The organism is Cellulomonas humilata (assembly GCF_013359775.1).
Classification (GTDB): domain Bacteria; phylum Actinomycetota; class Actinomycetes; order Actinomycetales; family Cellulomonadaceae; genus Cellulomonas; species Cellulomonas humilata.
Genome location: NZ_JABMCI010000036.1, coordinates 1 through 21,720, shown reverse-complemented (window position 1 = coordinate 21,720; position 21,720 = coordinate 1). Strand labels below are relative to the sequence as shown.

Genomic DNA, 21,720 nt, shown 5'->3' with positions numbered 1-21,720 from the left:
CCGCCGACGCGTCCGCCGCGCTGGCCCACGCGCTCGACGTGCTCGCGGCCGCCGCTGCCGCGGCCCAGGCCCGCACGGCCCCGGTGCTCGCGGAGGCCGAGGCGCTCCTGCACGCCGGTGCCCTGGAGCTCGCCAGGGCGGTGCTCGGTGTCGAGCTGGACGACGCGGAGCGCTCCGCGGCCGCGGCGCTCGCCCGCGTGCTGCGCCGCTCGATCGCCGCCGAGACCGTGACGGTCCACCTGCACCCGCGTGATCTCGACGCCCTGCGCGCCGGCGGCCTCGACGAGCTGCCCGACGGCGTGGAGCTCGTGGCCGACGCCGCGCTGGCGCCCGGCGACGCGGTGGCCCGGCACGCCGACGGGTACCTCGACGCACGCATCGGCGCGGCGCTGGACCGTGCGGCCGCCGCGCTGGTGAAGGACCTCGCATGACGACGGCGCTGCGCAGCCGCTGGGACGACGCGCTCGACGCCGTCGAGCCCGAGGTCGTCGGCACCGTGCGGGCGGTCGTGGGCCTCTCGATCGACGTCGCCGGCACGGGCGCCGCCGTGGGCGAGCTGGTGCGGATCGACGGCGGGGCGGTCGAGGAGTCGTCGGCGGGCGTGCTCGCCGAGGTCGTCGCCGCCACCGGGAGCACTGTGCGGTGCATGCCCCTGGGCGCCACCCGCGGGCTGCGCGCCGGCATGCCGGTGCGTCCGCTGGGCACCGCGCTGCGCGTCCCCGTGGGGGCCGGGCTGCTGGGCCGCGTGCTCGACGGGCTCGGACGTCCGATCGACGGGCGCGGCCCGCTGCGCGCCGACGCCTGGGTGCCCGTGCACGGCAGCGCCCCGCACCCGCTGGACCGTGCACGCGTCGACGTCCCGCTCGACCTCGGCGTCCGCGTGCTCGACACCCTGGTCACCGTGGGTCGCGGTCAGCGGCTCGGGCTGTTCGCCGGGTCCGGCGTCGGCAAGTCCAGCCTGCTGTCGATGATCGCGCGCGGCACGGACGCCGAGGTGTCCGTGATCGCGCTGGTGGGGGAGCGCGGCCGCGAGGTGCGCGAGTTCCTCGAGGACGACCTCGGCCCCGAGGGGCTGGCCCGCAGCGTCGTCGTCGTGGCGACCTCCGACGAGCCGCCGCTCGTGCGGCTCCGGTCGGCGTTCGTCGCCACGCGCATCGCGGAGCACCTGCGCGACGGCGGCGCGCACGCCGTGCTGATGATGGACTCGCTCACCCGCGTCGCCATGGCGCAGCGCGAGATCGGCCTGTCGGTCGGCGAGCCGCCCGCCACCCGCGGCTACCCGCCGAGCACGTTCGCCCTGCTGGCCCAGCTGCTGGAGCGTGCCGGCACCGGCGCGACCGGCTCGGTCACCGGCCTGTACACGGTGCTGGTCGACGGGGACGACCACAACGAGCCGATCGCCGACGCGGCCCGCTCGATCCTCGACGGGCACGTGGTCCTCGACCGCCGCCTGGCCGTCGCGGGCCACTTCCCGAGCGTCGACGCGCTCGCCTCGATCAGCCGCGTGGCGTCCCGGGTCACCTCGACCGAGCGCCAGCTGCTCGCCCGCCGGCTGCGCGCCGTGATGGCTGCCCGCCGGCAGGCGCAGGACCTCCTCGACGTCGGCGCCTACGTGGCAGGCTCGAACCCGCTCGTCGACGCGGCCGTCACGCACGGCCGGGCCATCGACGCGTTCCTGCGTCAGGGCATGGACGAGTCCGCGCCGACCGAGCAGTCGTGGGCCCACCTGGCGGCCCTGGTCCACGCGCTCGGGGACCTGTCGTGACCCGCGCGTTCCCGCTGGCCGGGCTGCTGCGCCTGCGCGCGCTCGCCGAGGACCAGGCGGCGTCCGAGCTGGCCCTGGCCCGACGCGAGCAGGCGTCGGCCGAGCGCCGCGCCCGGGAGACCGCCGAGCGCCTCTCCGGGTCGACCATGCCCGCCGTGGGCGACCGCCTCGCCTGGCACGCGGCCGTCGCCGGCCGGGCCGCGCTCGGGGCCCTCCTGGTCGAGCGGCGCACCGAGGTGGTGCACGCCGAGGCCGCGACCGACGACCGCGAACAGACGTGGACGGACGCCCGGCAGCGGGTGCGGGCGCTCGAGCGCCTCGAGGAGCGGCACGACGATGCCGAGCGTGCCGAGGAGGCGCGTGCCGAGCAGAAGGTGCTCGACGAGGTCGCCGGCCGGCGTGCCGCGCAGGACCGGGGGTCGGACGCATGACCGCCGGGATCGCGGCCGTGCAGACCCGGATCGGGGAGCTGCGCCAGCTGGTCGAGAAGCCTGCGATCACAGCAAAGGCCTCCACACCGACGACGGGCGTCTCGTTCGAGGCCGCCCTCACGGCCGCCGGCGCGCCGCGGACGAGCCCGCCGAGCCCCGGCTCGCCGACCGGCCAGGACCTGGTGGCCGCGGCGTCGACGTACCTCGGGGTGCCCTACGTGTGGGGCGGGGAGTCGCTCGACGAGGGCGGCCTCGACTGCTCCGGGCTGGTGCAGCGCGCGCTGGCCGACCTCGGCGTCACGGACGTGCCGCGGGTTGCCCGCCAGCAGATGACCCTGGGGACCGCGGTCCCCTCGCTCGACCAGGCGCTGCCCGGGGACCTCGTCGTCTTCGGCGGCGGCAGCCACATCGGGATCTACGTGGGAGACGGCAAGATGATCGACGCCCCCAAGCCCGGCAAGGCGGTGGTCGTCCGCGACGTCTACACCGAGCCGACCGCCATCCGCCGCATCCTGCCGCAGGCCGGAGCCGCAGCGGCCGCCGCGACGGACGTCGGTGCGACGGTCGCCGCCGCCCAGCGTGCCGCGCTCGAGGCGCTCGTCGGCCTGAACGCCACCGCGGGGGCCGCCGCGTGACCGCCGCCCTGACGGCCCTGCCGCCCGCCACCCCCCGACCCGCCCGCGTCGGCGCGACCGCGCCGCAGTCCGACTTCGCCCAGGTGCTCGAGCAGGCCTCCGCGCGCGCCGAGACCCTCACCCGGTCGACCGACCGTGCCGACGCCACGGCCCCGGGCACCGACTCGTCGAGCACGAGCACGAGCACGGAAGCGGGCGCGGGCGGTGCGGCCGCCGCCGCCGAGACGCCCGCGACCGACGCCGCCGCCCCGACGGTCGCGACCACGACCGATCCCGCAGCCGCCGCGCTGACGGCGCTGCTGGCCGCCCAGACCGTCGCCGCCGCTCCGGCCGACCCAGCGGTGACGACCACCCCCGCACCGCCGGCGGCCGTCACCGGCACGCCGCCCGCCGCCGAGCAGCCCGAGCAGACCGGGCCGTCCACGACGCTCCCGGTCCCGGCGCCCGCGCCCGCCCCGACCACCACCCAGCCCGCGGTCCCGGCCGCCGCGGCCGACCCGGCCGCGACCGGCACCGACCGACCGGCCGCCGGCATCGACCGTCCCGCGCCCACCGCGGCGCACGTGCCGGCGCCGGTCACTGACGACCAGGTCGCCCTGACGCCGACCCCGGCCGGCACGGCGGCCCCGGTGCTCGTCGCCGACCCGACCGTCGCGGCGAGCCCGACCCCGACTCCGGCTGTCACCGGCGTCGTGGCCCCCGTCGCGACGCCCGTCACCCCCACGATCCCGACGGCGCCCGCCCTCCCGACCCCGACCGCCCAGCCCGCACCGCCGCCCCTCGCCGAGCAGCTCGGCGCGCGGCTGACGGCCCTCACCGGCCCGGGCGGGCTCAGCCACGGCCGGCACATCCTCACGGTCCCGGTGGACCCGGAGAACCTCGGACCGGTGCGGATCGTCGCCCACATCGGGCCGGAGTCGGTCCGCGTCGAGCTGGTGGGTGCCACCGAGGCATCCCGCGAGGCGCTGCGCGGTGCCCTGTCCGAGCTGCGCCGGGACCTGGCGGCCAGCGGGCTCACGGTCGACGTGGGACCGGACGGCGGCCGCCCCGACGGGCACGAACCCGACCCGCGCGGCGCGGTGCCCTGGCAGCAGCCCCGGGTGCCGACGACGGACCCCGGCACCCCGGCCCCCGCCGCGCCCGACCGACCACCGTCCCGAGGACTCGATCTCCTCGCCTGAGACCCACCCGCCCGTCCCCAGAGCCCCCGGAGGCAGCATGACCATCGACGTCTCGTCGTTCGGCGCGGCCCGCGCCGCGACCAGCACCAGCACCGGCACTTCCGCCAGCACCGCCGCCAACGGCGAGCTGGACAAGCAGGCGTTCCTCGACCTGCTGGTCGCGCAGCTGCGCAACCAGGACCCGAGCAGCCCCATGGACTCCTCCCAGCTCATGGCGCAGACCACGCAGCTCACCACCATGGAGAAGCTCGTGCAGCTCTCCGACACCTCGCGCGAGTCCTTCGCGCTCCAGATGCGCATGGCTGCCGCTTCCCTGGTGGGGCAGCAGGTCACCTGGGCCGACGCCGACGGCGGCGGTCACACCGGCACGGTCTCCGGCGTCTCCTACGCCGGCTCCGTGCCCACCGTGACGGTGGGCGACCAGACCGTCGCGCTCGACGCCGTCTCGTCCGTCACCAAGCCCACCGCTGTCCCCACCGCCTGACCCACCCGAAGGGAACCACCATGCTCCGCTCACTCTTCTCCGGCATCAGCGGCCTCCGCAGCCACCAGACCATGCTCGACGTCACCGGCAACAACATCGCCAACGTCAACACCACCGGCTTCAAGTCGTCGCAGACCCAGTTCCAGGACACCCTGAGCCAGGTCGTGCAGAACGCGGGCGGCGCCCAGGCGGGCACCGGTGGGACCAACCCGGCGCAGGTGGGCCTCGGCGTCCGCGTCGCGGGCATCACCACCAACTTCACGCAGGGTGCGTCGCAGATCACCGGGCGCAGCACCGACATGATGATCCAGGGCGACGGCTTCTTCGTCGTGCGCAAGGGCGCCGAGTCGTACTACACGCGGGCGGGCTCGTTCGACTTCGACTCCACCGGCCAGATGGTGCTGCCGGGCGAGGGTGCCCTGGTGCAGGGCTGGGCCGCGGTCAACGGCGTCGTGGACACCAACGGCCCGCTGTCCGACCTGCGCGTGCCCGCCGGCGCGATCATGCCCGCGGTCGCGACGACGTCCGCCACGTACGAGGGCAACCTCGACGCGGACGCCGCGGACGGCACCGTCCTGGAGCGCACCGTGGCCGTGTTCGACGCCATCGGCAACGAGCGCGAGCTGGCCCTCACGTTCACCAAGTCGGCCACCGGCTGGTCGCTGTCCGCCACCGACGGCACCGCGACTGCCGCCCCCGGGCCCCTCACGTTCGCCGCCGACGGCTCCCTGGCGGCCCCGACCACGCTCACGGTCGGGGGCGTCACGGTCGACATCTCGGCCCTCTCCGGCTTCGCCGGTCTGGACACCGCCAAGGCCAAGACCCAGGACGGGCAGGCCGCCGGCACGCTCCAGAGCTTCGCGCTCGGCGCCGACGGCACCATCACCGGCTCGTTCAGCAACGGCCTCAAGCAGACGATCGGGCGCCTGGCCCTCGGCTCGTTCACCAACCCGTCGGGTCTGGAGAAGGCCGGCGGCTCGCTGTTCCGCACGTCGGTGAACTCCGGGGAGCCGCAGGTCGGTGCCGCAGGCACGGGCGGCCGCGGGTCGCTGGCCGGTGGATCGCTCGAGATGTCGAACGTCGACCTGTCCGCCGAGTTCACCTCGCTGATCATCGCGCAGCGCGGGTTCCAGGCGAACTCGCGGGTCATCACCACGTCCGACGAGGTGCTCCAGGAGCTGGTCAACCTCAAGCGCTGACGACTCGTCCGGAGGAGGACCAGGTTCATGCAGGGGATCACGGGTATCGCGGGGATCGCGCAGCGGATGTCCCAGATCCAGGCGCTCGTGGCGCCGGTGGTGGTGGTCCGGGCGACCACCACGGTCGGCGCGACGGCGGGCACCTCGTTCGCCGACGCGCTGGCCGACGAGGTCGCCCGCACCACGCCGGCACCCTCGGCGCCCTCGGCCGCGCGGCTCAACGGCGACGGGGTGCCCACCGAGCTCGCCGCATACGGCAACGGGAAGATCCCCGCGTCGGCGCTGCAGGAGGTCGGCACCACCGGCCACCGGCTCTGGGCGCCCGCCGCCGAGGCGCTCACCGGACTGATCTCCGCCGCGGCGGCCGACGGGGTGACCGTCGGCATCACCGACTCCTACCGCTCGTACGCGGGGCAGGTGGACGTCGCGCAGCGCAAGGGCCTGTACAGCCAGGGCGGGCTCGCGGCGGCACCGGGCACCAGCGACCACGGCTGGGGGATGGCCGTCGACCTCGACCTCGGCTCCGCCGCGCAGGCCTGGATGCGGGCGCACGGGGCGGAGCACGGCTTCGTCGAGGACACCCCGCGCGAACCGTGGCACTGGGCCTACACCCCGTAGCTGCCCGACAGCCGTCGGGGACGACTCCTCAGACTCGCGCCGTCCCGGCCGATCGGAGGGTCATGCGGGCCCACGGACGGGACCGAGCAGCGGCATCAGCCGCTGCAGGAGCAGGTGACCAGGGACGGGTATCGCCGTGATTGTCGTGACGCGCCTTGCAGGTGGGCAGTTCGGGGTCAACCCCGACCTCATCCAGCGCATCGACAGCGCGCCGGACACGATCCTCACCCTCATCGACGGCACCAAGTACATCGTCGCCGAGTCGATGGCCGAGGTCATCGACCGCATCCAGGAGCAGCGCGCGCAGATCCTCGCCCGCGCCCACGAGATCCAGGTCCAGCCCCGCATGGAGCTGGTGCCCGACCTGCCGTCCGAGCCCGACGAGTCCGACGACTCCGCCGAGCCCGCCGACCAGTTCGCGCCACCCGTCCCCTTCCGACCGAGGAGCCGCTGATGGATCCCGCCGGCCTGATCGGCATCGGGATCGCGTTCGTCGCCATCTTCGGGGCACTGTTCCTCGAGGGCGCCGACCCGATGTCGATCTTCCTGCCCGCCCCCCTGCTGCTCGTGTGGGTAGGGACCATCGGCGTCGGCATCGCCGGCCACACCATCAAGGACGTGATCGGGTCGTTCGCCGCGGTGCCCCGGGCGCTGCGCAGCAAGGCGCCGGACCCGGCCGCCACGGTGGACACCGTGGTCGACCTGGCCGACCGCGCCCGGCGCGAGGGCCTCCTGGCGCTCGAGGACGCGACCCGCACGATCGACGACGCGTTCCTGCGTGGCGGCCTCCAGGCGGCGATCGACGGCACCGACCCGGACGACCTGCGCACCATCCTCGAGGACAAGATCGCGACCAAGCGCACCCGGGACCGGGTGCACTCCAAGTACTTCGTGGACATGGGCGGGTACGCGCCGACCATCGGGATCATTGGCACGGTCATCTCGCTGGTGCACGTGCTGGAGAACCTGTCCAAGCCGGCCGAGCTGGGGCACTCCATCGCTGCCGCGTTCGTCGCCACGCTGTGGGGCATCCTGTCCGCGAACGTCGTCTGGCTCCCGCTCGGTGCGCGCATCCGTCGGATCTCCGACCTGGAGTGCGCCCAGATGGAGGTCACGCTCGAGGGTCTGCTCGCCGTGCAGGCGGGCGCCAACCCGCGGCTCGTCGGCGAGCGTCTGCGCAGCCTGCTGCCCGAGGAGGCCCCCGCCAAGGCGGGCAAGACGGCCAAGTCCGCCAAGGCCGCCGCATGAGCGCCTCCGCCGCGCACGGCGCCCGGCGCGGACGGGCTGCGCGCGGGGGCGGCCACGAGGAGGAGCACGTCAACCACGAGCGCTGGCTGATCAGCTACTCGGACATGATCACGGTGCTCATGGCCCTGTTCATCGTCCTGTTCGCGATCAGCCAGGTGGACCAGGACAAGTACGTCGCATTGCGGGACAGCCTCGCGGCGGGCTTCCAGGACACCACCACGTCCCCGTCGGTGCTCGACGGCAGTGCGGGGACGATGGACGGCACGAGCGTCGTCCCGGACACCAGCCCCGCCGCCGGCACCGCGGGGATGGTGAGCGCCGACAACGGCCTCGGGATGCAGGGCTCGGAGCCCGTGCCGCAGCCGCAGCCGACCACGACCGACACCGCGACGGTGGACCCCGAGGTGCTGGCGGCGGCCGAGCGGGAGGCCGCCCACCTCCAGGAGCTCCAGGCGATGATCGCCGCCAACCTGGCCGCCAACGGGCTCGACGGAACGGTCCGGTTCCGGATCGACGAGCGCGGCCTGGTGCTCGGCCTGGTGGCCGACGACGTGTTCTTCGCCGCCGCGAGCGCCGAGATGACCGACACCGCGCGCCGGGTGCTGGACGTGGCGGCGCCGTCGCTGGTGGGTATCGGGGAGCAGATCTCCGTCGAGGGCCACGCCAACGTCATCCCCGTGTCCGGCCGGTACGCCACCAACTGGGAGCTGTCGGCCGACCGCGCCACGCAGGTGCTGCGGCGCCTGGTGGAGAGCGACGGCATGCCCGGCGGACGGATCATGGCGATCGGCTTCGGTGACACGCGACCGCTCGTCACGGACTCGTCGCCCGAGGCCCTGATGCAGAACCGTCGGGTCGACCTCGTCGTCCTGTCCGCCGCACCCGAGCAGGTGCGCGCGCTCCTGCCCGCCCTGACCGCGAAGGGATAGCGCCATGCCCATCGAGCAGAGAGTGGTCTCCGGACCCAAGATCGGCGGCAGCAACAAGATCGGCGGCGGCTCGGTCTCGGCGACCCCCGCGGTCGAGGCCGAGAAGCCCGCGAAGAAGTCCAGGAAGAAGCTCCTCCTGATCGCCGGCGCCGTGGTGCTGCTGGCCGGGGGAGCCGCCGCGTACCTCCTGCTGGGCAAGGGTGGCGGCGAGCCCGCGGCCGAGCCCGCGCCGGTGCCCGGTGCCGTCCTCACCGTCGAGCCGGTGAGCCTCAACCTCGCCGAGGGCCACTACCTGCGCCTCGGCCTCGCGCTCCAGCTCACGGAGGAGGCCGGCGAGGAGGCTCCCGACACCGCGCGGGCGCTCGACCTGGCCATCGCCCTGTTCTCGGGACGCACCGTCGCCGAGGTCTCCGACCCGGCGACGCGCGACGCCCTGACCGCCGAGCTGGCGCACCAGCTCGCCGAGGCCTACGAGGGCGAGGTGATGGACGTCTACCTGACGAACTACGTCACGCAGTAGGCAGGCCGCAGGCCGCAGCCAGCACAGTTCGGGGCGCCACGGAGGGCGCCACACCGCTCCGCAGAGCAGGACATCCCGACCCAGGACGGGTCGGTGCGGAGAAGATCCAGCGCCAACCGCTCACAAGCCGTGCGCGCCCGCCGATGGGCAGCACGTGACGGTCCAGGACACGATGCCCGCGCGCTCGGCGACAGCTTCGGCGTCCGCCGTGCGTCGCGGTCGAACCGCAGAGCCAGAGCTGTACGACTTCCGTCGTCCGCTCACCCTCCCGCGCGACCACGCCCGGCACCTGGAGATGGCGTTCGAGCGGTTCGGCCGGCAGTTCGGCAACCAGCTCACCTCCCGCCTGCGCACCCTGACCCACCTCACGCTCGACGGGCTGGCCCTGAGCACGTACGACGAGTACGTCAACCTCCTGCCGACGCCCACGGCGATGGTGCTGTGCACGATCTCGCAGACCCGCCAGACGGCGATGCTCCAGCTCCCGGTCGCCGCGACGATGGTGTGGATCGACTACCTGTTCGGCGGCGACGGGCGCGGCGACGACCGCGAGGGCCGCGAGCTGACCGAGATCGAGCTGACGCTCGTGCGCGACCTGCTCCAGCACTCGCTGAGCGACCTCGAGTACGCGTTCGCCGGCCTGGCCCCGCTGGGCATCACGGTGCGCGGCGTCCAGTACAACCCGCAGTTCGTGCAGGCCGCCGGGGCCTCCGACGCGGTGGTCGTCGCGTCGTTCACCCTGCGCGTCGGCGAGCGCGAGGACGCCCTGACCCTCATGCTCCCGGCCGACATCATGCTCGCCACGCTGCGCGCCGCCGACGGTCCCGTCGCCCGCTCCGAGGACGAGCGCCGCGCCGCCGCGCTGGCCCACGCCGACCTCGAGCGAGCGGTGCAGGACGTGCCCGTCGAGGTCTCCGTGCGCTTCCGCCCCGTCGTCATCCACCCGCGCGACGTCGTCCACCTCGTGGTGGGGGACGTGCTGCCCCTGTCCCACCCGTCGACCGAGCCGCTGGACGTGGTCGTCGACGGGGTCGTGCTCGCCCAGGCCGCCGCCGGCAGCCACGGGTCCCGGCTTGCCTGCCGTGTCGTCACCGTCGAGGAGAACCCGTCATGAACGTCACCGAAGTCCCGACGGCACGTACCGCGGCGGACGTCGACGCCGCGGCGACCGCGCTCGCGGCCGCCACCGCCGCCGCCGAGCTGGTCCCGTCCGCCGTGGCGCTCGTCGCGGTGCCGGCGGACCACACCGACGTGCCGGCCGGCGCGACCGCCCTGGTCGCGTCGTTCGTCGGCTCGCCGAGCGCCGAGCTCGCCCTCGTCGCGGCGGACGTCATCGAGGACGCCCTCGTGTCCGGTGCAGCCGCCGGAACCCCGCTCGCGCTCGTCGACGCCCTGCGCCCCGCCCTCGAAGCCGCGGCCGACGTGCTCGGTGCCGGCGTGCTCGAGCCCGGCCGGTCCGAGCCCGTCGCGGGCGTCCTCGGCCCGGACACCCACGTCGTCGCGCTCCAGCAGGCCGGCGTGCCGGTGGCGTGGTTCGCGCTGCGCGTCCGCGGCCCGCGGGTGGTCGCACCCACCGCCGCCGCGGCGACCCCGCGCGCCAACCTGCGCATGCTCTACGACGTCGAGATGGTCCTGACCGCCGAGATCGGCCGCACGCGGCTGCCCGTGCGCCAGGTGCTCGAGCTCGCCCCCGGCGCCGTGCTGGAGCTGGACCGCACCGCGGGCAGCCCGGCCGACGTCATGGTCAACGGGCGGCTCGTCGCGCGCGGTGAGGTCGTCGTCGTCGACGAGGCCTACGGCATCCGGGTGACGGAGATCGTGCCGGGCACGGAGCCGGCTGTCTGATGGTCTCGACGATGCTCGTGCTGCGGGTGCTGCTCGCCCTGACCTGCGTGGTCGGGCTCATCTGGTTCATCGGCCGCCGGTTCGGTGGCGGACAGACGCAGCGGTCCTCGCGCGAGCACGTCGTCAAGCTGGTCGGTCGGCAGTCCGTCGGCCGGCACACGGGTGTCGCGGTCGTCGCGGTGGGCAACCGCCGCCTGCTGCTCGGGTACGGCGACCAGCAGGTCACGCTGCTCACCGAGCTGGGCCCCGTCGTCGAGCCCCTGCCCGATCCGGTGGCCGAGCAGACCGGACCGCGCCGCGACTGGGTGGCGTCCGCGCTCTCGGTGGCCGGCCGCGTCCCCGCGCAGCGCCCGGCCCCGTCGCTGGAGACCGCGTCCCCGGAGCCCGCCGCCCTCGAGCAGGCGCCCGAGGCCCCGACATCGACGCTCCAGGGGTCGATCCTCGCTCCCGAGACGTGGCGCCAGGCCGTCCGCACGCTCCAGGACCGCACGGTGCGCCGATGATCTTCGCCCCCACGCCGCCCACGCCGCCGGACCTGCCCGCGCTGGGCGACACCGTCACGGTCGCGGTCAACGGCGTCAACGGAGCGCCGAGCAGCTCGATCGTCGTGCTGCTCGCGATCACCCTGCTCTCGGTGGCACCCGCGCTGCTGCTGATGACCACCAGCTTCACCAAGATCTTCGTCGTCCTGTCGTTCACGCGGAACGCGCTGGGCCTCCAGGGCGTCCCGCCCAACCAGGTGCTGGCCGGCCTGGCGCTCTTCCTCAGCCTGTTCATCATGGCGCCGGTCCTCGGCGACGTGAACGAGCTCGGGGTGCAGCCCTACCTGGCGGGCGACGCGACGTTCACCGAGGCGATCGACGTCGGCAAGGGGCCGCTCCAGGCGTTCATGCTCGAGCACACCCGGGAGCAGGACATCGCCCTGCTGACCCGTGCGGCGGGGCTGGAGAACCCGGAGGACCCGTCGGCGGTCCCGTTCGGCACCCTGGTCCCCGCGTTCCTGCTGTCGGAGCTGCGGTCGGCGTTCATCATGGGCTTCGTCATCTTCGTGCCGTTCCTGGTCATCGACCTGGTGGTCTCGGCGTCCCTGATGTCGATGGGCATGATGATGCTGCCCCCGGTGATGATCGCGCTGCCGTTCAAGCTGCTGCTCTTCGTGCTCGTCGACGGCTGGGGCCTGGTGGTCACGTCGCTCGTAGGTTCGTACACGGGAGCGGGGTAGCCGTGGACACCAACGCCGTCCTCGACGTCGGCATCGACGCCCTGGTGCTCGCCGCGAAGCTGTCCGCGCCGGTGCTCGTCACCGCCCTGGTGGTCGGGTTCATCGTCTCGCTCGTGCAGTCGGTGACGCAGATCCAGGAGGTCACGCTCAGCTTCGTGCCCAAGGCCGTCGCGGCCGCGATCGCCCTGATCGTCTCCGGGCACTGGATGATCTCGGAGCTGGTCGCGTTCACGCACGACCTGTTCGCGCGCATCCCCGTGCTCGTCGGCGGCTGACGTGGACCCGATCTCCGTCGCGCTGCCGCTGGCCGGGCTCCAGACCACGATGCTCGCCGGCGTGCGCATCGTCGCGTTCCTCGTGATCGCGCCGCCGTTCTCGCAGCGGTCCGTGCCGAGCATCGTCAAGGTGACCCTCGCGCTCGCGCTCGCGCTGGCGGTCGCGCCGCGGCTCGAGCCCGTGGCGGCCGACGGGACGGGTGCCTTCGTCGGCGCCCTCGTGATGCAGGCGGTCGTCGGTGCCGCGTTCGGGTTCCTCGTCATGCTGGCGTTCTCGGCCGTCCAGTCGGCGGGCACGCTCATCGACCTGTTCGGCGGGTTCCAGATGGCGGCCGCGTTCGACCCCATGAGCATGACCAGCGGCGCGCAGTTCCAGCGGCTCTACCAGATGGCCGCCGTCGTCCTGCTGTTCGTCACCGACGGGTACCAGGTGGTGCTCGCAGGCCTGGTCCGCACGTTCGACGCGCTCCCGCTGGGGGCGGTGCTGGACCTGGGCGCGCTCGGGGAGGCCGTGACCACGGGGCTGTCCCAGATGTTCGTCGGGGCGATGCAGATCGCCGGACCCCTGCTCGTGGTGCTCTTCCTCGCGGACGTCGGCCTCGGCCTGCTCACCCGCGTCGCGCCGGCGCTCAACGCGTTCGCGATGGGCTTCCCGCTGAAGATCTTGCTCACCCTGTCGTTCGGCGCGTTCGCGTTCCTCGCGCTGCCGGCGGTCATCGAGGGCCTGACCGGGCGCTCGGTCGAGGCGATGCTGGGGGTGGCCCAGTGAGCGAGAGCGGCGAGCGCAGCGAGAAGGCCACCGACCAGCGCATGAAGGACGTGCACCGCAAGGGCAAGCTCGGGCGGTCGCAGGACCTCTCGGCCTGGATCGGGATGGGCGCCGCCGTGCTCACGCTGCCCATGGTGATCACCCGGGGGCAGGCTGCCGCGCTCGACCAGCTGGCGATGGTCCGCGACGTCGCCCGCAACCCCACGCCCGCCGGTGCCGTGCAGGTGCTCGACGACGCCCTGCGCTCCCTGCTGACCACGCTCGCCCCCCTGTTCGTCGTCCTGGTGCTGGTCACCGTGGCGGTGGGCATGGCGCAGGGCGGCATCCACCCGCGCCGGTTCAGCCTCCACGTGGACCAGTTCAAGCCCGTGAACGCGGCCAAGCGCCTGGTCGGGGGGCAGGCCTGGTGGCAGGGGGTGCAGACGCTGCTCAAGACCGGCGCGGTCGCGCTCGTGCTCCTGGTCGGGCTCCAGGCGCTGGTGCCCACCCTCATGGCCTCGGGCCAGCTGCCCCTGTCGCACCTGCTCGGTGTGGCCGGCGACGGCACGGCCTCGCTCCTGCGCACCGGCATCGCGGCGGGCATCCTGCTGGCGATCGCCGACGTGGTGGTCGTCATGCGGCGCAACCGCAAGCAGACGCGGATGACCCTCCAGGAGCTCAAGGAGGAGAACAAGCGCACCGAGGGCGACCCCATGCTCAAGGGCCACATCCGCTCGAAGCAGATGGCGATGTCGCGCAACCGCATGATGTCCGAGGTCGCCACCGCCGACGTGGTCCTGGTCAACCCGACCCACGTCGCGGTCGCGCTGCGGTACGAGCCCGGCTCCGGCGCACCCAAGGTGGTCGCCAAGGGGGCCGGCGTGGTCGCCGCCCGCATCCGCGCCGAGGCCACCGAGCGCCGCGTGCCCATGGTCGAGGACATCGCCCTGGCGCGCGCCCTGCACGCCGCGTGCGAGCTGGGCCAGGAGGTCCCGGCCCACCTGTTCACCGCGGTCGCCCGCGTGCTCGCGTTCGTGATGGCCCTGCGCCGCCGCGGCGCCGGCGCCGGCCAGCACCGCGTCCCCGGCGGCTCCACGCTGCCCGCCGACGACACCACCGACCACCGGTCCGCGGCCCGTGCCGCCCGCCGGCCGGCCCGGGCACCCCGCCCGCCCGCCGTGTCCGCAGCCTCGTCCGACAAGCAGGGATCCCGATGAAGAACCGTCCCATCGCCCAGATGGCCGTGCCCGCCGGTGTGGTGGGCATCGTCCTCATGCTGGTGGTGCCGCTGCCCGCCGCCCTGCTCGACGTGCTCATCGCGATCAACATCACGGTGTCGCTGGTCATCCTGCTGACCAGCATGTACGTCAAGCGGCCGCTGGACTTCTCGGTGTTCCCGTCGCTGATCCTCGTCTTCACGCTCTTCCGGCTGGGTCTCAACGTGGCCTCGACCCGGCTGGTGCTCCGGGACGGGTACGCGGGCCAGGTCATCGACGCGTTCGGGCACATCGTCGTCGGCGGCTCGCTGGTCATCGGCCTGGTGATCTTCCTGATCCTGGTGGTCATCCAGTTCGTCGTCATCACCAACGGCGCCGGCCGCGTGGCGGAGGTCGGGGCGCGGTTCACCCTCGACGCGATGCCCGGCAAGCAGATGGCCATCGACGCCGACCTGAACTCTGGCCTCATCGACGAGGACACCGCGCGCCAGCGCCGGGCGGACGTCGCGGCGGAGGCGGACTTCTACGGTGCGATGGACGGCGGGTCCAAGTTCGTCAAGGGCGACGCGATCGCGGGCATCATCATCACCGTCATCAACCTGGTCGGCGGGTTCGCCATCGGCATGCTCCAGATGGGCATGAGCCCGGCGGAGTCGCTCCAGCGGTTCAGCCTGCTGACCATCGGCGACGGCCTGGTCACCCAGATCCCCGCGCTGCTGCTGTCGGTGTCCACCGGCATCGTCGTCACGCGTGCCACCGCCGAGGGTGACATGGGCACCGCGGCCGCCAAGCAGCTGGGCCAGTCCCGGTCCGCCCTGGTGATCGCGGGGGTCGGTGCCATCGCGCTGGCCCTGCTGCCGGGCATGCCGAAGCTGCCGTTCCTGCTGGTCGGCGCCGTGCTGCTGCTGGTGGCCCAGCGGTCCCGGACCAACGAGGCCCAGGAGTCGGCCGCCGAGCAGGCGGGAGCGGTCACCGCCGCCACCGCACCGGCCAGCGACAGCCCGGAGCAGCTCATCGAGCAGATGCGCGTGCACACCCTCGAGATCCTGCTGTCGCCGGACCTGGTCGACCTGGTCGGCTCCGGACCGGACCAGGACCTGCTCGCCCGGGTGCGGGGCCTGCGGCGCAAGACCGCCATGGAGCTGGGGATCGTCGTGCCGCCGGTGCGCACACGGGACAGCGTCGACCTGCCGCGGTCCACCTACGTGGTGCGCATCGCGGGCGTCGAGGTGGGTCGTGGCGAGGCTCCCGCCGGCCGGATGCTCGCGCTCGGGGACGACCTGGGCTCGCTGCCCGGCACCACCGTGCACGAGCCGGTGTTCGGGCTGCCGGGCAAGTGGATCCCGGCCGAGCTGAGGCACGCGGCCGAGATGTCCGGCGCGACCGTCGTCGACCGCGTGTCCGTGCTCATCACGCACCTCGGCGCGCTCATCAGCCAGCACGCGGCCCGCCTGCTGGGCCGCGAGGACGTGCGGGTGCTCACCGAGGGCGTCAAGCGCGTCAACCCGTCGGTGGTCGAGGAGCTCATCCCGACGCTGCTCAGCCTGGGCGAGGTGCAGCGCGTGCTCCAGGGCCTGCTGACCGAGGAGGTGCCGATCCGCGACCTCGGCCGGATCTACGAGGCACTGACCCTGCGCGCACGCGTCAGCACCGACCCCGAGGGTCTGGTCGAGGCCGCCCGTGCCGCGCTGGGCCCGGCCCTCGGAGCCCTGTACGTGCAGGACGGCTCGCTGCGCGCGATCACCCTGGACGCCGTGCTCGAGCAGCAGCTGGTCGAGTCGCTGCGGCCGTCGGAGCACGGCACGCACCTGCTGGTCGACCCGGCCCGGCTGGAGTCGGTGCTCGCGCAGCTGCGGGACGCGGTCGCCATCGCCGAGCAGGACGGCCGGACCGTGGTGCTGGCGTGCGCACCCGCCATCCGGCCCGCCCTGCGCCGGCTCGTGGCGATGGGGCTGCCGCGGCTGCCCGTCCTGTCGTACGCCGAGGTCACGGGCGTCGGCGCCCTGGTGGAGACCGTCGGGGCGGTGAGCGGTGGGCACGCGATTGCTGCTTGAGGGCGGCGACCTGGCGCGGCTCATGGCGCAGGTGCGCGACGAGCTGGGCCCCGGGGCGCGGGTGATCAGCGCCGAGCGCGTGCGCTCCGGAGGGGTGGCCGGCTTCTTCGCGCGGGAGCGGTTCGAGCTGACGGTCGACGTGCCCGAGGCCCCCGCACCGCGCCCCCGGGCACGCCGCGGACCCCCGGCTCCGGCCGCCGGCATCGAGGACCTCCTCGCGGCGGCCGACGCCTACGACGCCCTGCCGGACGGCTCGACCCCCGAGCTCCCGCCCGCACCCGCGGCGCCCACCGTCTCGACGGGCGCCCCCTCGTTCGCGGCGATCCTCGACCAGATGCGCTCCATGGCGGGCACCCCGGAGCCGGCCGACATCGAGATCCCGGCGCCGGCCGCGCAGGACCCGCTGCGGGTCGCCCTGCGCGGCCTGGGTGTGCCGGACCGGCTGCTCGTCGGCGACCCGCTGACGCTCCCGTCGGTGCTGGCCCGCGTGCCGGCCGCACCGGTCGCCCCGCGCGGACCGGGGCAGGTGATCGCGGTCGTCGGCACCCAGGAGGACGTCGACGCCGTGGCCCTCCTGCTCGCCGAGCGGCTGCGCGTGGAGCGCTCCGCCGTGGTCGCCACGGGTGCGCGCGCAGCCAAGGCCACGAGCCGGACCGGCCTGGCGCGGGCCGCCGGTGCCGACGAGCTGGCCGGCTGGCGCGAGCGCGCGTCGCTGGCACCGCACCCGGGGATCGTCGCGATCGCGGTGGGACCCGATGCCGCGGACCGGGCCGACGCCGCGGCACTCCTGCGCGTCGCACGCGCCGACCAGGTCTGGGCGGTGGTCGACGCGCGGACCAAGACCGTGGACGCTGCGACGTGGATGGCCCAGGTGGGCGGCGAGGTCGGCGTCGACGCGGTCGCCGTGCGCGGCCTGTTCGACACCGTCCAGCCCGGCACCGTCCTGGACCTCGGCGTGCCCGTGGCGTGGGTCGACGGTGTGCCGGCGACCACCGTGGCGTGGGCGGCGGCGCTCGGTCAGGCGCTCGGACCCGCAGGCGACGCGCCTCGCGGCGCACGCGGGATCGCGGGGTAGGGTCACCGCATGCTGGTGCTCAGCCGTCGCGTGGGGGAACGGCTCGTGATCGGTGACGACATCGTCGTCACGGTCATCGAGGTCCGCAGCGACGGCGTGCGCATCGGGATCGACGCCCCGCGGCACGTGCGCGTGCACCGGGCCGAGGTGCTCGACGCGCTGACCGCCGCCAACGTGGACGCGGTCGCGGCGGACGACCGGACGGCCGCGGCCCTGCGGCGCCTGGTCTCACCCGCCCCCGCCCAGCCGGACGCCTCAGGAACCCCGCCCACCGACCGATGAGGTCGGACGCCAGGACGCTGGGTCCTCGGCGGGCTGGAGGGCACCGTGGAGGACGTCGACGAGATCGTCCGTGAGTTCCTGGTCGAGAGCTACGAGAACCTCGACCAGCTGGACCGCGACCTCGTGGCGCTCGAGGAGTCGCCCGGGTCGCGTCCGCTGCTGAGCAGCATCTTCCGGACCATCCACACCATCAAGGGCACCAGCGGGTTCCTCGCGTTCGGGCGCCTCGAGCGCGTCGCGCACGCCGGGGAGAACCTCCTGGTCGAGCTCCGCGACGGGCGCCGGTCCATGGACCAGCCGACCACCGACGTGCTCCTGCGCCTCACGGACGTCGTGCGCGAGATCCTCGCCGCGATCGAGGCGGACGGCACCGAGGGTGCCGTGAGCGTCGACGCCGTCATCGAGGCGGTCGAGGCGGTCCGCGACGGACGCACGACCGTCGCCGAGGAGCCCGTGGTGGTCGCCGAGCCCGTCGCCGCGCACGTGGCCGAGCCCGTCGCCGCGCCCGTCGTCGCGCCCGCGCCGAGCATCATCGTCGAGCGCAGCGCGGCTGCCCCCGTCGTCCCCGCCCAGCCCGCCGCACCCGTCGCCGAGCACCTCCCCGAGGAGGTCCTCGCGCTGCGCAGCGCCGCCGACACCTCCATCCGCGTGGACGTCGAGCTCCTCGACGCGCTCATGCGTCAGGTGGGCGAGCTGGTCCTCGCGCGCAACCAGATCAGCCGCCTCTCGTCCGGGACCGACGACGTCGACCTCGCGCGCTCGGCGCAGCGCCTCAACCTCATCGCCGGTGAGCTGCAGGAGGGCGTCATGAAGACGCGCATGCAGCCCATCGAGCACGTGTGGTCCAAGATGCCGCGCATCGTGCGGGACCTGGCTGCCGCCTGCGGCCGCGAGGTGCAGCTGGAGATGACCGGTGGCGACACCGAGCTGGACCGCAGCCTGCTCGAGGCGGTCAAGGACCCGCTGACCCACCTGGTGCGCAACGCGGTCGACCACGGGATCGAGCCGTCCGACGTGCGCGTCGCCGCCGGCAAGGCGCCCCGGGGCGTCCTGTCGCTGCGGGCGTACCACGCGGGTGGCCAGGTCGTGGTCGAGGTCGCCGACGACGGCCGGGGCATCGACCCCGAGCGCGTCGCGGCCAAGGCCGTCGAGAAGGGCCTGCGCACCGCGGACCAGGTCGCGGCGGTCAGCCACGCCGAGCTGCTCCAGCTGCTCTTCCTGCCGGGCTTCTCCACCGCCGAGGCGGTCACCAACGTGTCCGGCCGCGGGGTCGGCATGGACGTCGTCCGCACCAAGGTGGAGGCCATCGGCGGCACCGTCGACGTGGACTCCACCGTCGGCTCCGGCACCGTGTGGCGCCTGCGCATCCCGCTGACGCTGGCGATCATGCCGGCGCTCACGGTGGAGTGCTCGGGCGACCTGTACGCGGTGCCGCAGGTCAACCTGCTCGAGCTCGTCGCCCTCGACGGGCAGCGCTCGGGCTCCGGGATCGAGTACGTGCACGCCGCCCCCGTCTACCGGCTGCGCGGCGAGCTGCTGCCGCTGGTGTCGCTCGCGGCGGTGCTCGGCGTGGAGGACGGACCGGCCGAGGGCTCGAGCGTGATCGCGGTCGTGCAGGCGGACCACCAGCGCTTCGGGCTGCTGGTGGACCGGGTGCTCAACACCGAGGAGATCGTGGTCAAGCCGCTGTCGGCGCGCCTGAAGTCCATCGGCGCGTACGCGGGGGCCACCGTGCTCGGGGACGGGCGCGTCGCGCTCATCCTCGACGTGCAGGCGATCGCGCGTCGTGCGCTGGTCGGCGTGCTGGAGCAGGTGAGCGCCGAGGCCGCACGGCGTGCGCAGGAGGCTGCCACGCGTACCGCTCCGATGGAGCAGGTGCTCGTCGTCGGTATCGGCGGCGGTCGTCGGGTGGCCATGCCGCTCGCGTCCGTGGCCCGCCTGGAGCACATCAAGGCCGCGCACGTGGAGCTCGTCGGGGGACGCGAGGTGGTCCAGTACCGCGGGACGATCCTGCCGCTGGCCCGGCTCGACCGCGTGCTCGGCGGCTACGGCGACGAGCTGGGCGAGGAGCTGCTGGTGGTCGTGTACAGCCGGGCCGGACGCAGCGTCGGCCTGGTGGTGCACGAGATCGTCGACATCGTCGACGACGACGTCACGCGCCACTCGGACATCGAGGACCACGGCCTGGTCGGCTCGACGGTCCTCGGCGAGCGCGTCACCGAGCTGCTCGACGTCCGGACCGCGATCCTCGCGGCCGACCACGCCTTCTACGACACCGCACCGACGTCGTCCGACGAGCTCGACGAGCTCGCCGGACTCCCCGGGCACCCCGACCTGGTGGGAGCAGCACGATGAGCCAGTACGTGACGTTCACGCTGGACGGCAGCCTCTACGGCATCGACGTGGTGCGCGTGCAGGAGGCCCTGCGCTCGCACGTCCGCACGCGGGTGCCGCTGGCGCCGCCGACGGTCGCCGGCCTGGTCAACCTGCGGGGCCAGGTGGTCCTCACGATCGACCTGCGCACCCGGCTGGGGCTGTCCGGCCGCGCCGACCTGACCGAGCCGATGATGGTCGTGGTCCAGGTGGACGGTGAGCCCGTCAGCCTGCTGGTCGACGAGATCGGTGACGTGGTCGAGGTGGGTCCGGGCTCGTTCGAGGGTCCTCCCGACACGCTGGACGCCGCGCTGCGCCAGCTCATCCTGGGCGCCCACAAGCTCGAGGGCGGGCTGCTGCTGGTGCTCGACGTCGACCAGGCCGCCGCGGCCTGACGCCTGCTCGGGGCAACCTGTTTGCCCCGATGTTCACCCTCCACCACGACTCACCGATCGGTCCGGCCGACCGATCGGCTGGGCTGGAAGGCCCACCGGGGGCCTCGTGAAGGAGCCCCTCCCATGTCGACGACACAGCCCCTGGCCAACGCTCGGACGACGCGCCGCGGCGCGTGGTTCTCCGACCGGTCGGTCCGCACCAAGATCCTCACCCTCACCGCGATCTTCGCGATCACGTCCGCGGGGTCCGGTGTCTACGCGCTGATCACCATGGAGCAGATGGCGGGCCAGACCGAGGAGCTCTCGACGACCGTGACGACGATCATGGCGCCGCTGAGCACGGTCCACCAGGACCAGCTCAAGGCCCGCATGATCGTCGCCCAGCTCGGCGCGACGCGCAGCCCCGAGGCCCAGGAGCACTGGCTCCAGGAGCAGGTGGACAACGACGCCGAGATCGACGCGGCCATCGCCGAGTTCGAGGCCGCGGGTGGCGACGTGGTGCCCACGTGGGCCGACTTCCGCGCCGGGTTCGACGCCTGGCGGGCGGCCCGTGACGAGCAGCTGGTGCCGGCCGCGACGAGCGGCGACGTCGCGCTCTACGAGCAGGTACTGGACGAGGTCACCGAGCCGCTGAAGTCCACCTACGTGGACGCGCTCGACGCGGCGGCGCTCGCCGGCGACGAGTACGCAGAGGGCATCGCGCACGAGGCGCGCACGGAGGCGGACCGCGCCTCGACCGTGCTGATCACGACGCTGCTGCTCGCGATCATCGGGGTCACCGCGCTCGGTGCCGTGGTCGCCGGTGCCATCCGCAAGTCGGTGCAGCGCGTGCAGGGATCGCTCGACGCCCTGGCCCGCGGCGACCTGACCGTGCGGGCCGACGTGCACAGCCGCGACGAGATCGGCCGCATGGCCAGCTCGCTGACCATCGCGCAGGACTCGCTCCAGCGGACGCTGGCCGGCGTGGTCGAGACCTCCGAGACGGTGGCGGCTGCGGCGGAGGAGCTGTCGGCGTCGTCGGACCAGGTGGCGGCGGGGTCGGATGAGACGTCGGCGCAGGCGGGTGTGGTGGCTGCGGCGGCGGAGCAGGTGTCTCGCAACGTGCAGGCGGTGGCGGCGGGTGCGGAGCAGATGGGTGCCTCGATCCGGGAGATCGCGCAGAACGCGAACCTGGCGGCGAAGGTGGCGGGTCAGGCGACGGCGGCGGCGGAGTCGGCGAACGAT

At 74.1% G+C, this 21,720-nt stretch carries 25 protein-coding genes; all 25 read left to right on the top strand.

The window, feature by feature from the left end; genetic code table 11:
• Positions 1-431 (top strand): FliH/SctL family protein (locus tag HP550_RS01300; RefSeq protein WP_175345795.1); only part of this gene is annotated, 431 nt, incomplete at its 5' end.
• Positions 428-1,765: a FliI/YscN family ATPase gene (locus HP550_RS01295; RefSeq protein WP_175345794.1), complete on the top strand. Its 1,338-nt coding sequence runs from the start codon at positions 428-430 to the stop codon at positions 1,763-1,765. The genes HP550_RS01300 and HP550_RS01295, both read left to right, overlap by 4 nt.
• The gene (fliJ, locus tag HP550_RS01290; RefSeq protein WP_175345793.1) at positions 1,762-2,196 is read left to right on the top strand and encodes a flagellar export protein FliJ; all 435 of its coding nucleotides are present in this window, start codon (positions 1,762-1,764) and stop codon (positions 2,194-2,196) included. The genes HP550_RS01295 and fliJ overlap by 4 nt, the downstream gene beginning before the upstream one ends.
• A complete protein-coding gene (locus HP550_RS01285; protein WP_175345792.1) occupies positions 2,193-2,831 on the top strand; it encodes a C40 family peptidase in 639 nt (212 codons plus the stop codon). The genes fliJ and HP550_RS01285 overlap by 4 nt, the downstream gene beginning before the upstream one ends.
• Complete coding sequence (locus HP550_RS01280; RefSeq protein ID WP_175345791.1) at positions 2,828-4,012, top strand: flagellar hook-length control protein FliK; 1,185 nt, start codon at positions 2,828-2,830, stop codon at positions 4,010-4,012. Before HP550_RS01285 ends, HP550_RS01280 begins: the two co-directional genes overlap by 4 nt.
• Before the next feature lie 37 nt (positions 4,013-4,049).
• Complete coding sequence (locus tag HP550_RS01275; RefSeq protein WP_175345790.1) at positions 4,050-4,496, top strand: flagellar hook assembly protein FlgD; 447 nt, start codon at positions 4,050-4,052, stop codon at positions 4,494-4,496.
• 20 nt (positions 4,497-4,516) lie between these two features.
• Positions 4,517-5,695 carry a flagellar hook protein FlgE gene (locus tag HP550_RS01270; protein WP_175345789.1) on the top strand — a complete coding sequence of 393 codons (1,179 nt, stop codon included), beginning with the start codon at positions 4,517-4,519 and terminating at the stop codon, positions 5,693-5,695.
• A 27-nt stretch (positions 5,696-5,722) separates the two neighbouring features.
• Positions 5,723-6,313 (top strand): M15 family metallopeptidase, encoded by a 591-nt coding sequence (locus HP550_RS01265; protein WP_210767515.1) that lies wholly within the window; start codon positions 5,723-5,725, stop codon positions 6,311-6,313.
• A 145-nt stretch (positions 6,314-6,458) separates the two neighbouring features.
• Positions 6,459-6,767, top strand: coding sequence for a flagellar FlbD family protein (locus HP550_RS01260; protein ID WP_343047925.1), 309 nt, complete (start codon positions 6,459-6,461; stop codon positions 6,765-6,767).
• On the top strand, positions 6,767-7,561 hold the full coding sequence (locus tag HP550_RS01255) for a motility protein A (protein WP_175345787.1): 795 nt from the start codon (positions 6,767-6,769) through the stop codon (positions 7,559-7,561). The genes HP550_RS01260 and HP550_RS01255 overlap by 1 nt, the downstream gene beginning before the upstream one ends.
• Positions 7,558-8,490 carry an OmpA/MotB family protein gene (locus tag HP550_RS01250; protein ID WP_175345786.1) on the top strand — a complete coding sequence of 311 codons (933 nt, stop codon included), beginning with the start codon at positions 7,558-7,560 and terminating at the stop codon, positions 8,488-8,490. Before HP550_RS01255 ends, HP550_RS01250 begins: the two co-directional genes overlap by 4 nt.
• Positions 8,491-8,494: 4 nt before the next feature.
• Positions 8,495-9,010: a flagellar basal body-associated FliL family protein gene (locus tag HP550_RS01245; RefSeq protein ID WP_175345785.1), complete on the top strand. Its 516-nt coding sequence runs from the start codon at positions 8,495-8,497 to the stop codon at positions 9,008-9,010.
• A 154-nt stretch (positions 9,011-9,164) separates the two neighbouring features.
• A complete protein-coding gene (locus HP550_RS01240; protein ID WP_343047924.1) occupies positions 9,165-10,124 on the top strand; it encodes a flagellar motor switch protein FliM in 960 nt (319 codons plus the stop codon).
• The gene (gene fliN, locus HP550_RS01235) at positions 10,121-10,855 is read left to right on the top strand and encodes a flagellar motor switch protein FliN (RefSeq protein WP_175345784.1); all 735 of its coding nucleotides are present in this window, start codon (positions 10,121-10,123) and stop codon (positions 10,853-10,855) included. The genes HP550_RS01240 and fliN overlap by 4 nt, the downstream gene beginning before the upstream one ends.
• Positions 10,855-11,358 carry a FliO/MopB family protein gene (locus tag HP550_RS01230; RefSeq protein ID WP_175345783.1) on the top strand — a complete coding sequence of 168 codons (504 nt, stop codon included), beginning with the start codon at positions 10,855-10,857 and terminating at the stop codon, positions 11,356-11,358. Before fliN ends, HP550_RS01230 begins: the two co-directional genes overlap by 1 nt.
• Complete coding sequence (gene fliP, locus HP550_RS01225) at positions 11,310-12,077, top strand: flagellar type III secretion system pore protein FliP (RefSeq protein ID WP_425484407.1); 768 nt, start codon at positions 11,310-11,312, stop codon at positions 12,075-12,077. The genes HP550_RS01230 and fliP overlap by 49 nt, the downstream gene beginning before the upstream one ends.
• A 2-nt stretch (positions 12,078-12,079) precedes the next feature.
• The gene (fliQ, locus tag HP550_RS01220; protein WP_175345781.1) at positions 12,080-12,352 is read left to right on the top strand and encodes a flagellar biosynthesis protein FliQ; all 273 of its coding nucleotides are present in this window, start codon (positions 12,080-12,082) and stop codon (positions 12,350-12,352) included.
• A gap of 10 nt (positions 12,353-12,362) precedes the next feature.
• The gene (locus tag HP550_RS01215) at positions 12,363-13,121 is read left to right on the top strand and encodes a flagellar biosynthetic protein FliR (RefSeq protein WP_425484408.1); all 759 of its coding nucleotides are present in this window, start codon (positions 12,363-12,365) and stop codon (positions 13,119-13,121) included.
• Positions 13,118-14,317, top strand: a complete 1,200-nt coding sequence (locus HP550_RS01210) for an EscU/YscU/HrcU family type III secretion system export apparatus switch protein (RefSeq protein ID WP_175345780.1) — start codon at positions 13,118-13,120, stop codon at positions 14,315-14,317. The genes HP550_RS01215 and HP550_RS01210 overlap by 4 nt, the downstream gene beginning before the upstream one ends.
• Positions 14,314-16,371 (top strand): flagellar biosynthesis protein FlhA, encoded by a 2,058-nt coding sequence (locus HP550_RS01205; protein ID WP_175345779.1) that lies wholly within the window; start codon positions 14,314-14,316, stop codon positions 16,369-16,371. Before HP550_RS01210 ends, HP550_RS01205 begins: the two co-directional genes overlap by 4 nt.
• The gene (locus HP550_RS01200; RefSeq protein ID WP_175345778.1) at positions 16,349-17,446 is read left to right on the top strand and encodes a hypothetical protein; all 1,098 of its coding nucleotides are present in this window, start codon (positions 16,349-16,351) and stop codon (positions 17,444-17,446) included. Before HP550_RS01205 ends, HP550_RS01200 begins: the two co-directional genes overlap by 23 nt.
• A gap of 9 nt (positions 17,447-17,455) precedes the next feature.
• On the top strand, positions 17,456-17,728 hold the full coding sequence (gene csrA, locus HP550_RS01195; protein ID WP_175345777.1) for a carbon storage regulator CsrA: 273 nt from the start codon (positions 17,456-17,458) through the stop codon (positions 17,726-17,728).
• Between the two features lie 45 nt (positions 17,729-17,773).
• Positions 17,774-20,083 (top strand): chemotaxis protein CheW, encoded by a 2,310-nt coding sequence (locus HP550_RS01190; RefSeq protein WP_175345776.1) that lies wholly within the window; start codon positions 17,774-17,776, stop codon positions 20,081-20,083.
• Positions 20,080-20,496 carry a chemotaxis protein CheW gene (locus HP550_RS01185; RefSeq protein WP_175345775.1) on the top strand — a complete coding sequence of 139 codons (417 nt, stop codon included), beginning with the start codon at positions 20,080-20,082 and terminating at the stop codon, positions 20,494-20,496. Before HP550_RS01190 ends, HP550_RS01185 begins: the two co-directional genes overlap by 4 nt.
• Positions 20,497-20,619: 123 nt before the next feature.
• Positions 20,620-21,720 (top strand): HAMP domain-containing protein (locus HP550_RS01180; RefSeq protein WP_175345774.1); only part of this gene is annotated, 1,101 nt, incomplete at its 3' end.

Excerpts from the sequence above, each read along its gene's own strand:
- HP550_RS01295 (WP_175345794.1), top strand. The coding sequence starts at position 428 with ATGACGACGGCGCTGCGCAGCCGCTGGGACGACGCGCTCGACGCCGTC.
- HP550_RS01285 (WP_175345792.1), top strand. The coding sequence starts at position 2,193 with ATGACCGCCGGGATCGCGGCCGTGCAGACCCGGATCGGGGAGCTGCGC.
- HP550_RS01275 (WP_175345790.1), top strand. The coding sequence starts at position 4,050 with ATGACCATCGACGTCTCGTCGTTCGGCGCGGCCCGCGCCGCGACCAGC.
- HP550_RS01270 (WP_175345789.1), top strand. The coding sequence starts at position 4,517 with ATGCTCCGCTCACTCTTCTCCGGCATCAGCGGCCTCCGCAGCCACCAG.
- HP550_RS01265 (WP_210767515.1), top strand. The coding sequence starts at position 5,723 with ATGCAGGGGATCACGGGTATCGCGGGGATCGCGCAGCGGATGTCCCAG.
- HP550_RS01255 (WP_175345787.1), top strand. The coding sequence starts at position 6,767 with ATGGATCCCGCCGGCCTGATCGGCATCGGGATCGCGTTCGTCGCCATC.
- HP550_RS01250 (WP_175345786.1), top strand. The coding sequence starts at position 7,558 with ATGAGCGCCTCCGCCGCGCACGGCGCCCGGCGCGGACGGGCTGCGCGC.
- HP550_RS01245 (WP_175345785.1), top strand. The coding sequence starts at position 8,495 with ATGCCCATCGAGCAGAGAGTGGTCTCCGGACCCAAGATCGGCGGCAGC.
- fliN (WP_175345784.1), top strand. The coding sequence starts at position 10,121 with ATGAACGTCACCGAAGTCCCGACGGCACGTACCGCGGCGGACGTCGAC.
- HP550_RS01230 (WP_175345783.1), top strand. The coding sequence starts at position 10,855 with ATGGTCTCGACGATGCTCGTGCTGCGGGTGCTGCTCGCCCTGACCTGC.
- HP550_RS01205 (WP_175345779.1), top strand. The coding sequence starts at position 14,314 with ATGAAGAACCGTCCCATCGCCCAGATGGCCGTGCCCGCCGGTGTGGTG.
- csrA (WP_175345777.1), top strand. The coding sequence starts at position 17,456 with ATGCTGGTGCTCAGCCGTCGCGTGGGGGAACGGCTCGTGATCGGTGAC.
- HP550_RS01185 (WP_175345775.1), top strand. The coding sequence starts at position 20,080 with ATGAGCCAGTACGTGACGTTCACGCTGGACGGCAGCCTCTACGGCATC.